We start from the raw sequence: 13,791 nt of genomic DNA, 5'->3' as shown, positions 1-13,791 counted from the left end.
GGGCCTGCCTTCCGTGGGTGCGGCAGCCCCCAGGGAAGGCAGGCACTCGCCAACCGCTCAACCGCCGGAGGCACCCGCACAGTCGGCGCACGTGCCGAAGATCTCCACCGTGTGCGCCACGTTCACGAATCCGTGCTCCGCCGCGATCGCGTCCGCCCACTTCTCCACCGCGGGCCCCTCGACCTCGACGGCCTTGCCGCAGACCCGGCAGACGAGATGGTGGTGGTGCTCACCCGTGGAGCACCGGCGGTACACCGACTCGCCGTCGGAGGTGCGCAGCACGTCCACCTCGCCCGCGTCGGCCAGGGACTGCAACGTGCGGTACACGGTGGTCAGTCCGACCGAGTCGCCCTTGTGCTTGAGCATGTCGTGGAGATCCTGCGCGCTGCGGAACTCGTCGACCTCGTCGAGCGCCGCCGCCACGGCCGCACGCTGCCGAGTGGACCGACCCCGTACGGGTCCAGCGGTCGTCACCGTTGCCTCCTCACGTCTGCGCCTTGCCGGGCCATTGTGCCAGCCCGGACAGAGGGGAGTCAGGCGCCGATCCCCTCCGTACCGTTCCGGGAAGCGCGGCCGGCCGGGACCGTCGCCCGTCCCGTCTCCTTGCCCGTCTCGGGGATCACACACTCCGCCGGGTCGCCCCCGGCATGTTCCAGTACCCGCGCCCGCCGCCGCGCCAGCGGCGCCGCCAGCGCCGTGAGCAGCAGGAACGCGGCGATGGTCAGCAGCACGATCGTCGCCCCCGGCGGCACGTCCTGGTAGTACGAGGTCACCGTACCGCTGAGCGTCACCGTGACGCCGATGGCCACCGCGACCGCGAACGTCGCCGCGAAGCTCCGGCTGAGCTGCTGGGCCGCCGCCACGGGCACCACCATCAACGCCGAGACCAGCAGCAGTCCGACCACCCGCATCGCCACGGTCACCGTCACGGCCGCCGTGACCGCCGTGAGCAGGTTCAGCGCCCGCACCGGCAGGCCCGTGACCCGGGCGAACTCCTCGTCCTGGCTCACCGCGAACAGCTGGCGGCGCAGCCCGATCGTCACCAGCACCACGAACGCCGCCAGCAGGCAGATCGCCGTCACGTCCGACTGCGACACCGTCGACAGCGAGCCGAAGAGGTACGACGTCAGGTTGGCGTTCGAGCCCGTCGGCGCGAGGTTGATGAACATCACTCCGCCCGCCATGCCCCCGTAGAAGAGCATCGCCAGCGCGATGTCGCCGCGCGTCCTGCCGTACCAGCGGATGAGTTCCATCAGCACCGCGCCCAGGACGGACACCAGCGTCGCCATCCACACCGGGGACCACGACAGCAGGAAGCCGAGGCCGACGCCCGTCATCGCCACGTGGCCGATGCCGTCGCCCATCAGGGCCTGGCGGCGCTGGACGAGGTAGATGCCGATGGCGGGCGCGGTGATGCCGACGAGGACGGCGGCGAGCAGGGCCCGCTGCATGAAGGCGTAGTTCAGGAGTTCCATGATTCGGTGCCTTCTCAGCTCAGCAGGCCCGTACGGACCGGTTCCGCTCCGGGAGCCGCGTGCGGGTGGACGTGGTCGTGGCCGGGCAGGGCATGCTGGCCGACCGCCTTGGGGGGCGGTCCGTCGTGCAGGACGCAGCCGTCGCGCAGGACGACCGCGCGGTCGATCAGCGGCTCCAGGGGGCCGAGTTCGTGCAGGACGAGCAGGACGGTCGTGCCCTCGCCCACCTGCTTGCGCAGGGTTTCGGCGAGCACCTCCTGGCTGGCGAGGTCGACGCCCGCCATGGGCTCGTCCATGATCAGCAACTCGGGTTCACAGGCGAGGGCGCGGGCGATCAGGACGCGCTGGTGCTGGCCCCCGGACAAGGCGTTCACGGAGTCCTTCGCCCGGTCCGCCATGCCGACCAGTGCCAGAGCCCTTCGTACGGCCTCGTGGTCGGCCTTGCGGAGGATGCCGAAGCGGGCCCGGGAGAGGCGGCCCGAGGCGACGACCTCGGTCACCGTGGCCGGGACGCCGCCCGCGGCCGTGGTGCGCTGCGGCACGTACCCGACCCGCTTCCAGTCGGAGAAACGGGCACGCGGAGTGCCGAAGATCTCGATGGCGCCGTCGCTGACCGGTACCTGGCCGATGACGCTGCGTATGGCCGTGGACTTGCCGGAGCCGTTGGCGCCGAGCAGCGCGACGACCTCGCCGCGGTGCACGGAGAGGTCGATGCCGCGCAGGACGGTGCGCGAGCCCAGTTCGGCGCGGACACCTCGCAGGGAGATGACGGGCTCGGATATGACGGGCTCGGTGGCGGGTTCGTCGCTCATGCCTGCGTCCTCCACAGAGGTCACTTGGCGCCCAGTGCGGTCTGCAGCGCCTTGAGGTTGGCTTCCATGACCTGGATGTAGTCGTCGCCTCGGGACTTGGACGTGATGCCCTCGATGGGGTCGAGCACGTCCGTCTTCAGGTTCGAGTCCTTCGCGAGGGTCTTCGCGGTCTTGTCGCTGACGAGGGTCTCGTAGAAGACGGTGGAGACCCCGTCGGCCTTGGCCATCTTCTCAAGATCCTTCACGCGGGCGGCACTGGGCTCCGACTCCGGGTCGAGGCCGGCGATGGCCTCTTCGGTCAGGCCGTAGCGCTCGGCGAGATAGCCGAAGGCGGCGTGGGTGGTGATGAAGACCCTGGTCCTGGTGTTCTTCAGGCCGCTGTCGAACTGGGAGTCCAGGGCGCCGAGCTTCTCGACCAGGGCCTCGGTGTTCGTCTTGTAGACGTCCGCGTGGTCCGGGTCGGCCTTCTCGAAGGCGGCGCCGACGCCCTTGGCGACCTCGGCGTACTTCACCGGGTCGAGCCAGATGTGGGGGTCCTTGCCGCCCGCCTCCTCGCCGTGCTCGTGGTCGTGCTCGGCAGCGTGGCCGCCGACCTCGGTGCCGTGCTTCTCCAGGGAGGTCAGTGTGGTGGCGTCGATCTTCGTCTTGACCCCGGACTGGGCGACGGCGTCGTCGACGGACGGCTGGAGGCCCTTGAGGTAGAGAATGGCGTCCGACTCCTGGAGCTGCGCGGTCTGCCGGGCGCTGATCTCCAGGTCGTGCGGCTCCTGGCCGGGTTCGGTGAGGGTGGTGACGTGGACGTACTTCCCGCCGATCTGCTCGGCGAGGTAGGCCATGGGGTAGAACGACGCCACGACGTCGAACTTGTCCGTGTTGCCCGCGGCGGACGTGTCCGAGCATGCAGTGAGGGTGCCGAGGCCGAGGGCGGTGGCCGCCGCGACCGCGGTCCCGGATATGAGGTGTCGCCGGTGTCGCCGGTTTCGACGCTGTCGTCGTACTACGTTCATGACAGTCATTTTCAGCAAAGATGGAAATGATTGTCAACAAGCCCTGGGTGAGGCTTTGGGTAAGGCCGAGGTGAGGGCTGGGTGACCGTTTTGTTCTACCTCCTGACCGAACCGATTTGATTGGAGGGGAGCCCCCGCCGGTAACCTGAAGCATTCGCTCTGAGGCGCATCGCTTCCCTCCAGGAGCGCATCCGCTTCGTCGCCCGTCGTCGTAATGAAGAGAGCACCGTGGCCGCCGACAAGATCGACACCATCGTCAGCCTGAGCAAGCGCCGTGGCTTCGTATTCCCGTGCAGCGAGATCTACGGTGGCCAGCGCGCCGCCTGGGACTACGGACCGCTGGGTGTCGAGCTCAAGGAGAACATCAAGCGCCAGTGGTGGCGCTACATGGTCACGTCGCGCGAGGACGTCGTCGGTATCGACTCGTCCGTGATCCTGGCCACCGAGGTCTGGGTGGCCTCCGGCCACGTCGCCACCTTCACCGACCCGCTCACCGAGTGCACCTCCTGCCACAAGCGGTTCCGCGCGGACCACCTGGAGGAGGCGTACGAGGCGAAGCACGGCCGCATGCCCGAGAGCCTCGCCGAGGTCAACTGCCCGAACTGTGGCAACAAGGGCCAGTTCACCGAGCCCAAGCAGTTCTCCGGCCTGCTCTCCACGCACCTCGGCCCGACGCAGGACAGCGGCTCCATCGCCTACCTGCGCCCCGAGACCGCGCAGGGCATCTTCACCAACTTCGCCCAGGTGCAGACCTCCTCGCGCCGCAAGCCGCCGTTCGGCATCGCGCAGATGGGCAAGTCGTTCCGCAACGAGATCACGCCGGGCAACTTCATCTTCCGTACCCGCGAGTTCGAGCAGATGGAGATGGAGTTCTTCGTCAAGCCGGGCGAGGACGAGAAGTGGCAGGAGTACTGGATGCAGGAGCGCTGGAACTGGTACACCGGCCTGGGCCTGCGTGAAGAGAACATGCGCTGGTACGACCACCCGCAGGAGAAGCTCTCCCACTACTCCAAGCGCACCGCCGACATCGAGTACCGCTTCCGCTTCGGCGGCAGCGAGTGGGGCGAGCTGGAGGGTGTCGCCAACCGCACCGACTACGACCTCTCCGCCCACTCCAAGGCCTCCGGTCAGGACCTCTCCTACTTCGACCAGGAGGCGGGCGAGCGCTGGACCCCGTACGTGATCGAGCCGGCGGCGGGTGTCGGGCGCACGATGCTGGCCTTCCTCCTGGACGCCTACGTCGAGGACGAGGCCCCCAATGCCAAGGGCAAGATGGAGAAGCGCACGGTGCTGCGCCTCGACCCGCGCCTGTCCCCGGTGAAGGTCGCGGTCCTCCCGCTCTCCCGCAACCCGGAGCTGTCCCCGAAGGCGAAGGGTCTCGCCCAGGCCCTGCGTCAGCACTGGAACATCGAGTTCGACGACGCCGGCGCGATCGGCCGCCGCTACCGCCGCCAGGACGAGATCGGTACGCCGTTCTGCGTCACGGTCGACTTCGACACGCTGGACGACAACGCGGTGACGGTGCGTGAGCGCGACTCGATGAAGCAGGAGCGCGTGTCGCTGGACCAGATCGAGGGCTACCTCGCGGCGCGTCTGATCGGCTGCTAGGAACCTTCCGGCCGTACGAGCGGCCGGCTGTTCCCCGTACCCCGGCCGGGGTACGGGGAACTGTCGTTTTTACGGGTCCCCGTATGCGGGCGGATGGCGCATGGCAGAGGAGGCCCGGCGGCTGACAGCTGACAGATATTGAAATCTGTCAGCTGTCATGTCAGGGTGGGCGTACGGCACCGTGGGCGCGTGCCGCACACGGCCCACGGTTCACGACATCCCAAGGAGCCCTCATGCAAACCCGTCCCCTCGGCACCACCGGCCCCCAGGTCTCCGCCCTCGGCCTCGGCTGCATGGGCATGTCCGCGCTGTACGGCACCGCGGACCGGGCCGAATCCATCGCGACCATCCACGCCGCGCTCGAAGCGGGCGTGACCCTGCTCGACACCGGCGACTTCTACGGCATGGGCCACAACGAGATGCTGATCGGCGAGGCCCTGCGGTCCGCTCCGGCGGCGCGGCGCGAACAGGCGCTCACCAGCGTCAAGTTCGGGGCGCTGCGGGGCCCGGACGGTGAGTGGGGTGGTGTCGATGGACGACCGGCCGCAGTGAAGAACTTCGCCGCCTACTCGCTCCAGCGCCTCGGCGTGGACCACATCGACGTCTACCGGATCGCCCGGATCGACCCCGGCGTGCCGATCGAGGAGACGGTCGGCGCCATCGCGGAGCTGGTGGAGAAGGGATACGTGCGGCACATCGGACTGAGCGAGGTCGGCGCCGACACCATCCGGCGGGCCGCCGCCACCGCCCCTGTCGTGGACCTCCAGATCGAGTACTCGCTCATCTCGCGGGGCCTGGAGCAGAGCATCCTGCCGACCACCCGTGAGCTGGGCATCTCCATCACGGCGTACGGCGTGCTGTCCCGTGGTCTGATCTCCGGGCACTACACCCGCGACCGGCAGCTGGCCGCGAACGACTTCCGCTCCCACTCCCCCCGTTTCCAGGGCGAGAACCTCGACCACAACCTCGACCTCGTCGAGTCCCTGCGCAAGATCGCCGAGCAGAAGGGCGTCAGCGTCGCGCAGATCGCCATCGCCTGGGTGCTCTCACGGGGCGAGGACATCGTGCCGCTGATCGGCGCCCGCACCCGGGAGCGGCTGACCGAGTCGCTGGGCGCGCTGGACGTGACGCTGGACGACGCGGACCTGGCGGCCATCGAGGCGGCGGTTCCGGCCGACTCGGCGGCGGGCGACCGCTACGCGGCGGCGCAGATGGCGACGCTCGACAGCGAGCGCTGACCGGCCCTCCCGGTACGGTCTCTCTCATGACACCGACCCCGCAGACCCTGACCGCCGAGCGCATCCTCGAAGCGACCGAGGAGGTGCTGCGCCGCCACGGCCCCGCCAAGGCGACCGTGGTGGACGTGGCCCGCGCGCTCGGAGTCAGCCACGGCAGTGTCTACCGGCACTTCAGTACGAAGGCGGCGCTGCGGGAGGCGGTGACGAAGCGCTGGCTGGACCGTACATCCGACTCCCTCTCCGGCATCGTCGCCGAGGACCGCGACCCGGAGGCCCGGCTGCGCGACTGGTTCACCGCTCTCTTCGCGGCCAAGCGCCGCAAGGCCGGTGACGACCCCGAGCTCTTCGCCACGTACATGGTCCTGACCGAGGAGAGCGGTGGGGCGGTGGGCGAGCACCTGGCCGAACTGACAGGCCAGTTGAGGCGGATGGTCCAGGCGGGCGTCGAAGCCGGCACCTTCAGCACCGACGACCCGGACGCCACCGCCCGCGCCCTCTTCCACGCCTCACGCCGCTTCCACGACCCGCGCTACGCCCCCGAGTGGGAACAGCCCGGGACAGAGGCGGAATTCGACGCCGTGGTGGACCTGCTGCTGCGGGGTCTGAAGGCCTGACGCCCGCGCCCCCGCCCTGGCGGCCCTGGCGTCCCCGCCCTGCTGTCACGCCACGCAGAACTCGTTGCCTTCCGGGTCCTGCATCAGCCACCAGTGGCCCGCGGGGCCCTTGTCCACCTCACGGACACGGGTCGCGCCCAGGGACTCCAGGCGGGAGACCAGCTCGTCCCGGCCGCCGGCATTCGCGTGGATGTCGATGTGCAGGCGGTTCTTCACCGTTTTCGGCTCGGGGACGTCCTGGAACAGCAGACGACGGCCCTTGCCGATGCCGGTGAACGAGTCGTACGGGTCCTCGGGGTGGCGTACGGCCGCGTAGCCCCGGAAGGCGCGGCGGCCCTCGTGCTCGGCGACCGCAGCCTCGGGGAGGTCGCCCGTCGACAGGAGGTGGTCGATGAGCGCGGTCGCGTCCTCCACCTCGTACTTCAGTGCCGCGGCCCAGAAGTCCGCCATGGTCCGGGCGTCGTGGGTGTCGATGACCAGCTTCCAGTGCAGAGCGTCGTTCATGTAACTGGTTATATTGGTTACAGAGGCTCGTCGTCCACAGGTCGGGGGTTGTTGCGTGTGTCCGGGATGGTGCTGCGGTCCCACTCCGGGGTCTCGTTCCGGTTCGACCCCGGCGCCCTCTGTCTCGAACTGCTCACCACCGGAGGGCCGGGTGCCTTCCGCAGGTTCGAGGTGCTCCACGCGCCCGCCGATCTGGTCGCCTGGGCCGAGCGGTCGCGGCTCACGCCCACGCCCGCGCTGGAGGTCACGGAGCAGGACGTGGCGTACGCCCGTCGGGTCCGGGACGCGCTGTTCCGCGTCGTCGTGGCGCGCATCCGCGGCGGGTTGCCCGAGTTCGGTGTGGAGGGCGGGGGCCGCGAGGATCTCGATGTCCTCAACGAGGCGGCCGCTCATCCGCCGTTGGTCCCCGCGATCGTCGGCGACGGCGAGCGGCGTGTGTGGGCGGGAGTGGCCGTCGGGACGCAGCTCGTCTCCAGCGTCGCCCGCGATGCCGTCGAGCTGCTCACCGGGCCGTACGCCGAGCGCGTCCGCATGTGTGCCGGCGAGCGCTGCTACCTCGTCTACGTCGACACCTCACGGCCCGGACGGCGCCGCTGGTGCTCCATGGAACACTGCGGCAACCGCCACAAGGTGCGGGCCCTGCGCGCCCGCCGCGCCGAGGAAGGGCGGTGAGGGCTACGCCGTCTTCGGGTCCACCGTCGCCTGGTGCTCCTCGGCCAGGTGTTCCTCCGCCTTCAGCCACGACAGGAACTGGGCGCCCTTCCGCCAGCCGCACGTGTCGCATGCGATCGTGCGCTGCACTCCCGTGCGTTCGACCCGGACGGTGTGCTCGCGCCCGTGCTGGTCCCAGCGGGTCACCTTGCTCGTGTTGATCTCCAGCATCACGTCTCCACGTCTCCACGCCTCCTGGCGACGCTCGGTGCTCCAGGGGGTGTTGAGCCTTCTGATTCCTTCTGATTCCTTCTGAATCTTTGTGCAGCAAGGAGTTTGCAGCAAGACCAACATCAACAGGGGCTCTCGGGGCGACAAGTTCGACGGCTTCTCCTAGCTGATCGTTCGCGGCAGCCGCAGGCTCAGCGCCACCGTCAGGGCGATTCCCGCCAGTTGGACCAGGAGTGTCGTCGCCAGGGCGTCGCCCATGCCCATCCCCGGGACCAGCGAGAGGAAGAGGGAGCCGAGGGTGGCCACGCCCAGGGCGAGGGCCGACTGCTGTGTGGTGATCATGACGCCGCTGCCGACTCCGGCCCGTGCGGACGGGACCTCGGAGAGGACGATCCGGAAGAGGATGGGGAGTTGGAGCGCTTGACCGGCACCCGCGATCGTCACGCCGGGCAGGAGCGGCAGCCAGGTCAGGTCCGGCCAGCTCCGCCACACGGCGAGGGCCATCAGCGCCACGCCCACCGCCTGGATCAGCCCGCCCGCGGTCACCACGCGGGTGCCGTAGCGGGCGACCAGCCGCGGACCCGCCAGCGACACGAGGAAGAACGACACCGCCATCGGGGACAGCGCGAGACCGGCCGCGACCGGACCGAGCCGCGCGCCCTGCTGCAACGCCACCGCGATCACGAACATGAACCCGCTGAATCCGATCGAGAACGGCACGATCATGACCAGGCCCCGGCGGAGTGACGTGAGCGCGAAGAGACTGGGTGGTACCAGAGGCGTACGGCCCAGGCGGTCCTCCCGGCGCTCGACCAGGTAGAAGGCACCGGCCGCGAACGGGAACGCGGCCAGCGCCAGCCAGGTCCACAGGGGCCAGCCCGCAGCCCGCCCCTCGGTAAGCGGCACGAGGAGGGTCAGCAGGGACACGGCCAGCAGGACCGTGCCGGGACCGTCCACGGGCTCCGGGTGCGACGAGCGGGTCTCGGGCACGGCCCGCTCGGCCAGGACCAGGCCGACCACGACGACCGGCACGTTCACCAGGAACACCGCGCGCCAGTCGGTGCCCGCGATGTCGGCCGCCACCAGGACGCCGCCGAGGATCTGTCCGGCCACCATGGAGAGCCCGGCCGTCGCGCCGTACAGGCTCATCGCCCGGGCGCGGTGCGCGCCGGAGGTCGTCGCCTGGATGGTGGCGAGCACCTGCGGGAGCATCGCGGCCGCCGCCGCGCCCTGTGCGACCCGCGCCGCCACCAGCGACCAGGCGTCCGGGGCGAGCCCGCACGCCAGCGAGGTCACACCGAAGGCGGCCATGCCCCACAGGAACAACCGGCGCCGGCCGAAGAGGTCGCCGAGCCGGCCGCCGAGGACCAGCAGAACGGCGTACGAGACGCCGTACCCGGCGACGACGAGCTCCAGGACCGCCTCGTTCGCGGAGAGGTCGCGGCCGATCGTCGGCAGGGCCACGTTCACGATGAAGAAGTCGATGAGAGGGAGCGCCGCGCCGAGCAGGACCGTGAAGAGCCCGAGGCCGCCCAGCACGGACGGCGGGGCGGTGGGGGCGCGGACGGGAGTGGTGGTGAGGGAATCCGTATCGGTCACACCAAGCAGGTTCCTGCCTGGCTCAGCCTGGTACCAGAGTCTCCTTATCCTGGTAGAAGCACTACCTGGAAAACAGGTGCAACAGGGTCCGCAGGGCCGCACGCTGGAGGCATGACGACCATGGCGGTACGGGCGACCGAGGCACAACCACGCCAGGCACCACCACGCCGAACACCACCACCCGAGGCGCCACGCGAGGCCCGCCCACGCGAGGCCCGCCCACGCGAGGCCCGCCCACCCGAGGCACGCTCACCGGAGATGGGCGAGCCTGCGACGAATCAGCCTGCGACGAACCAGCCGACGACGGTACAGCCGCCTGCGGCGCAGGAGTCGGCGGTGCGCCGGCACGAACTCGCCGCGTTCCTGCGCCACCGCCGCGAGCACATCACGCCCGAGCAGGTCGGCCTGCCCCGCGGCCGGCGCCGGCGCACACCCGGACTGCGCCGCGAGGAGGTCGCGCAGCTCTCCGCGGTCGGCGTCACCTGGTACACCTGGCTCGAACAGGCCAGGGACATCCAGGTCTCCGTGCAGGTCCTCGACGCCCTCGCGCGCACCCTGCTCCTCGACTCCAGCGAGCGCGAGCACCTGTTCAACCTGGCCGGGGCCGTCGACCCCTCGCCCGGCAAGAACTGCTCGTCGGTGACCCCGGCGCAGCGGGCCATCCTGGAACAGATGGAGCCGTTCCCGGCCTGCCTGCAGAACAGCCGGTACGACATCCTCGCGTACAACCGCACGTACGGCCTGCTGCTCTGCGACCTCGCCGCGGTGCCGCCCGAGGACCTGAACTGCATCGTCCTCGCCTACACCCACGAGGAGTGGCGCTCGTCGATCGTGCACCTGGAGGAGACCACCCGGTTCATGGCCGCCAAGCTGCGCGCCGCGATGGCCGGTCATCTCGCCGACCCCGCCTGGAAGACGCTGTTGAACCGGCTGCACACGGAGTCCGCGGAGTTCCGCGAGGCCTGGGACCGCCACGAGGTCGTCGCGGGCGCCCGCAGCAAACGCAAGCAGTTCGTAAACGCCCATGTCGGCCCGCTCACCCTCGACCACACCGACCTCTGGCTCGGCCCGAGCAGCGGACCACGGATGGTGACGTACGCGCCGGTCGACGAGGAGTCGCGCGAGCGGCTGGAGAAGCTGCACGCCCTCGCGCTGGAACGGGAGGCGGCCACCCGGTGATCCCGTGGGGCGGCTGATCCCGTTGTGGCGGCGGGGGCGTACCTGGCGCGCTGGAGCTACGCACCCGGCGCGCTGGAGCTACGCACCTGGCGCACCTGACCCACGCACCTGACACACCTGAGCTACGCCCGGTCGGCGTTCGCCCCGGACACCACTCCCGCCGCGTCCCGCACCTCGGCAGCCTCCAGGCGGTCGGCCGTGCGCTCGGCCGTCCAGCGGGCCCAGCGCCCCGTCGTGAGCGCGCCCAGGACCAGTACCGCGAGGCCGCAGCCGGCGATGATCCACCAGCCGGGCCGGGCGGCCGACACGAACGTGTCCCGGTACGCCGACGAGCTCACGCCCGCCGCCAGCACCGCACCGATCACCGCGACGCCCAGCGTCTGGCCGATCTGGCGGCTGGTGGAGGCGACGGCGGCGGCGACCCCGGCCTGGGCGCGGGGCATGCCGGAGACGGCGGTGTTGGTGATGGGGGAGTTGACGAAGCCGAAGCCCACGCCGAACAGGACGAACCCGATGAAAAGTGTGACGTTCGACGTCTCGGCCTCGAAGACGGCGAAGAGCACACCGCTCGCGGTCATCGCGCACCCGGCCAGCAGCAGCGGCAGCCGTGGCCCCCGGCTGCCGACCAGCCGGCCGGACAGCGGCGCACAGGCGAAGGTCGGCACCGCCATCGGCAGCATCCACAGGCCCGCGTGCAGGGCGTCCAGACCGCGCACGTTCTGCAGGTACAGCGTCGACAGGAAGAGGAAGCCGCCGAGCGCCGCGAACGAGCCGATCGCGATCAGGGTCGCCCCGCTGAACGGTGCCGACCGGAAGAAACGCAGCTCGATGAGGGGTTCGGCGCGGCGCGGCTCGTACCAGAGGATGCCGATCAGGGCCACGAGCGCGAGGACCGCGAAGGGGAGGACGTGGGCGATCCCGGAGTTCGGCGCCTCGATGATCGAGTACGTGAGGGCACCGAACAGGGCGATCACCATGACCTGCCCCACCGGGTCGGGACGGCGGGCCTTCGGGGCGCGGGACTCGGGAACGTAGCGCAGAGTGAGCAGGAGCGCGGCCAGCCCGACGGGCAGGTTGATCCAGAAGATCGAGCGCCAGCCGACCGACTCCACGAGCAGCCCGCCGACCAGCGGACCGGCGGCCATCGATATGCCGACGACGGCTCCCCACGCACCGATCGCGCGGGCACGCTCACGTGGGTCGGTGAAGGTGTTGGTGATGATCGACATCGCGACCGGGTTCAGCATCGAACCGCCCACCGCCTGCACCATCCGGAAGGCGACGAGGGCCTCCAGGTTCGGGGCTAGGGAGCACAGCGCCGAGCCGATGGTGAAGACGACCAGACCGGCCATGAAGACGCGCTTGCGGCCGATGCGGTCCGCGGTCGCCCCCGAGAACATCAGCAGTGAGGCGAGCACGAGCGTGTACGCGTCGATCGTCCACTGGAGCCCTGACACGCTCGCGTTCAGTTCCCGCTGCATCGACGGCAGGGCGACGTTCAGGACCGTGTTGTCGAGACTCACGATCAGCAGGCTCATGCAGCAGATCGCGAGCACCAGCAGACGCCGGCGGTGACTGAGCTCGGGCATGCGTTCCATCGTACGCCAAAATCAATAGTGCGCCTAACTAATGACTGGAGGTGGTGGCCGGAGTACGCGACAATGAGGGAATGTCCACGTCCACCGTCGCCCCCACGAGTCCCCTCCGGATCGGCCCGCACACCGTCCAGCCGCCCGTCGTGCTCGCCCCCATGGCCGGCATCACGAACGCGCCCTTCCGCACGCTGTGCCGGGAGTTCAGCGAGGGCAAGGGGCTCTACGTCAGCGAGATGATCACGACCCGGGCCCTGGTCGAGCGCAACGACAAGACCATGCAGCTGATCAGGTTCGACGCGTCGGAGACCCCGCGCTCGATCCAGCTGTACGGCGTGGACCCGGTGACCGTCGGCAAGGCCGTCCGCATGATCGCGGAGGAGGACCTCGCCGACCACATCGACCTCAACTTCGGCTGCCCGGTCCCGAAGGTGACCCGCAAGGGCGGCGGCTCGGCCCTCCCGTACAAGCGCAACCTCCTCCGCGCGATCCTCCGCGAGGCCGTGACCGGGGCCGGTGACCTCCCCGTCACGATGAAGATGCGCAAGGGCATCGACGACGACCACATCACGTACCTCGACGCCGGCCGCATCGCCGTCGAGGAGGGCGTGACGTCCATCGCCCTCCACGGCCGCACGGCCGCCCAGCACTACGGCGGCACGGCCGACTGGGACGCCATCGCCCGCCTGAAGGAGCACGTGCCCGAGATCCCCGTCCTCGGCAACGGCGACATCTGGTCGGCCGAGGACGCGCTGCGGATGGTGCGGGAGACGGGCTGCGACGGAGTGGTGGTCGGGCGCGGCTGCCTGGGGCGCCCATGGCTGTTCGCGGACCTGGTGGCGGCGTTCGAGGGCCGTACTGGAGACTTCGTCCGCCCGTCCCTCCGCGAGGTGGCCGGCGTCATGGTCCGCCACGCCACCCTCCTCGGCGAGTGGATCGGCGACGAGTCCCGCGGCGTCATCGACTTCCGCAAGCACGTGGCCTGGTACCTCAAGGGCTTCGCGGTCGGCTCGGAGATGCGCAAGCGCCTCGCGATCACGTCCTCGCTGGACGAACTCCGCAACGGCCTCGACGAACTGGACCTCGACCAGCCCTGGCCGTCGGGCGCCGACGGCCCGCGCGGCCGCACCTCCGGCAACAACCGCGTGGTACTGCCGGACGGCTGGCTCAAGGACCCGTACGACTGCACGGGCGTGACGGAGGAAGCAGAACTGGACACGTCAGGGGGCTGAGGGAATGCGCCCCTGCAAGGGGCGCTCTTCAGGGGCGCGAGGAACTGCG

Annotated in this window: 14 protein-coding genes; 6 read left to right on the top strand and 8 right to left on the bottom strand. The window is 70.1% G+C overall.

All coding sequences use genetic code 11. The features are described from left to right. Positions 1 to 57: 57 nt before the first annotated feature. The 4 genes from FPZ41_RS20255 to FPZ41_RS20240 are packed head-to-tail and all read right to left on the bottom strand — an operon-like array spanning position 58 to position 3,303. Positions 58 to 474, bottom strand: coding sequence for a Fur family transcriptional regulator (locus FPZ41_RS20255; RefSeq protein WP_322620480.1), 417 nt, complete (start codon positions 472 to 474; stop codon positions 58 to 60). 59 nt (positions 475 to 533) lie between these two features. Then, a complete protein-coding gene (locus FPZ41_RS20250) occupies positions 534 to 1,475 on the bottom strand; it encodes a metal ABC transporter permease (protein ID WP_152864556.1) in 942 nt (313 codons plus the stop codon). A gap of 14 nt (positions 1,476 to 1,489) precedes the next feature. Continuing rightward, complete coding sequence (locus tag FPZ41_RS20245) at positions 1,490 to 2,287, bottom strand: metal ABC transporter ATP-binding protein (protein ID WP_152864554.1); 798 nt, start codon at positions 2,285 to 2,287, stop codon at positions 1,490 to 1,492. 20 nt (positions 2,288 to 2,307) lie between these two features. After that, positions 2,308 to 3,303 carry a metal ABC transporter substrate-binding protein gene (locus FPZ41_RS20240; protein WP_152864552.1) on the bottom strand — a complete coding sequence of 332 codons (996 nt, stop codon included), beginning with the start codon at positions 3,301 to 3,303 and terminating at the stop codon, positions 2,308 to 2,310. Positions 3,304 to 3,522: 219 nt separating this feature from the next. Here FPZ41_RS20240 and FPZ41_RS20235 point away from each other — a divergent pair, with 219 nt between their 5' ends. From FPZ41_RS20235 to FPZ41_RS20225, 3 genes are all read left to right on the top strand, one after another. Further along, positions 3,523 to 4,902, top strand: coding sequence for a glycine--tRNA ligase (locus FPZ41_RS20235; protein WP_322620479.1), 1,380 nt, complete (start codon positions 3,523 to 3,525; stop codon positions 4,900 to 4,902). 233 nt (positions 4,903 to 5,135) lie between these two features. Beyond that, positions 5,136 to 6,140, top strand: coding sequence for an aldo/keto reductase (locus tag FPZ41_RS20230; RefSeq protein WP_152864548.1), 1,005 nt, complete (start codon positions 5,136 to 5,138; stop codon positions 6,138 to 6,140). Positions 6,141 to 6,166: 26 nt separating this feature from the next. Further along, positions 6,167 to 6,754, top strand: coding sequence for a TetR family transcriptional regulator (locus FPZ41_RS20225; protein ID WP_152864546.1), 588 nt, complete (start codon positions 6,167 to 6,169; stop codon positions 6,752 to 6,754). A gap of 45 nt (positions 6,755 to 6,799) precedes the next feature. Here FPZ41_RS20225 and FPZ41_RS20220 read toward each other — a convergent pair whose 3' ends face one another. After that, on the bottom strand, positions 6,800 to 7,258 hold the full coding sequence (locus tag FPZ41_RS20220) for a VOC family protein (RefSeq protein WP_152864544.1): 459 nt from the start codon (positions 7,256 to 7,258) through the stop codon (positions 6,800 to 6,802). A gap of 66 nt (positions 7,259 to 7,324) precedes the next feature. Between FPZ41_RS20220 and FPZ41_RS20215 the strand changes: the two genes are divergently transcribed. Continuing rightward, positions 7,325 to 7,930, top strand: coding sequence for a CGNR zinc finger domain-containing protein (locus FPZ41_RS20215; RefSeq protein ID WP_152864572.1), 606 nt, complete (start codon positions 7,325 to 7,327; stop codon positions 7,928 to 7,930). A gap of 3 nt (positions 7,931 to 7,933) precedes the next feature. Here FPZ41_RS20215 and FPZ41_RS20210 read toward each other — a convergent pair whose 3' ends face one another. Next, entirely contained in the window at positions 7,934 to 8,140 is a 207-nt protein-coding gene (locus tag FPZ41_RS20210) for a hypothetical protein (RefSeq protein ID WP_131570222.1), read from the bottom strand. Positions 8,141 to 8,302: 162 nt separating this feature from the next. Continuing rightward, entirely contained in the window at positions 8,303 to 9,739 is a 1,437-nt protein-coding gene (locus tag FPZ41_RS20205; protein WP_322620478.1) for an MFS transporter, read from the bottom strand. A gap of 258 nt (positions 9,740 to 9,997) precedes the next feature. Here FPZ41_RS20205 and FPZ41_RS20200 point away from each other — a divergent pair, with 258 nt between their 5' ends. Continuing rightward, complete coding sequence (locus tag FPZ41_RS20200) at positions 9,998 to 10,918, top strand: helix-turn-helix transcriptional regulator (protein WP_152864568.1); 921 nt, start codon at positions 9,998 to 10,000, stop codon at positions 10,916 to 10,918. Between the two features lie 122 nt (positions 10,919 to 11,040). Here FPZ41_RS20200 and FPZ41_RS20195 read toward each other — a convergent pair whose 3' ends face one another. Beyond that, a complete protein-coding gene (locus FPZ41_RS20195) occupies positions 11,041 to 12,507 on the bottom strand; it encodes an MFS transporter (RefSeq protein ID WP_152864542.1) in 1,467 nt (488 codons plus the stop codon). A gap of 80 nt (positions 12,508 to 12,587) precedes the next feature. Here FPZ41_RS20195 and dusB point away from each other — a divergent pair, with 80 nt between their 5' ends. Further along, the gene (dusB, locus tag FPZ41_RS20190) at positions 12,588 to 13,742 is read left to right on the top strand and encodes a tRNA dihydrouridine synthase DusB (protein WP_152864540.1); all 1,155 of its coding nucleotides are present in this window, start codon (positions 12,588 to 12,590) and stop codon (positions 13,740 to 13,742) included. Positions 13,743 to 13,791 lie beyond the last annotated feature (49 nt).

Source organism: Streptomyces acidicola, assembly GCF_009377235.1.
Taxonomy (GTDB): Bacteria; Actinomycetota; Actinomycetes; order Streptomycetales; family Streptomycetaceae; genus Streptomyces; species Streptomyces acidicola.
This window is presented reverse-complemented; position numbering and strand designations above follow the sequence as displayed.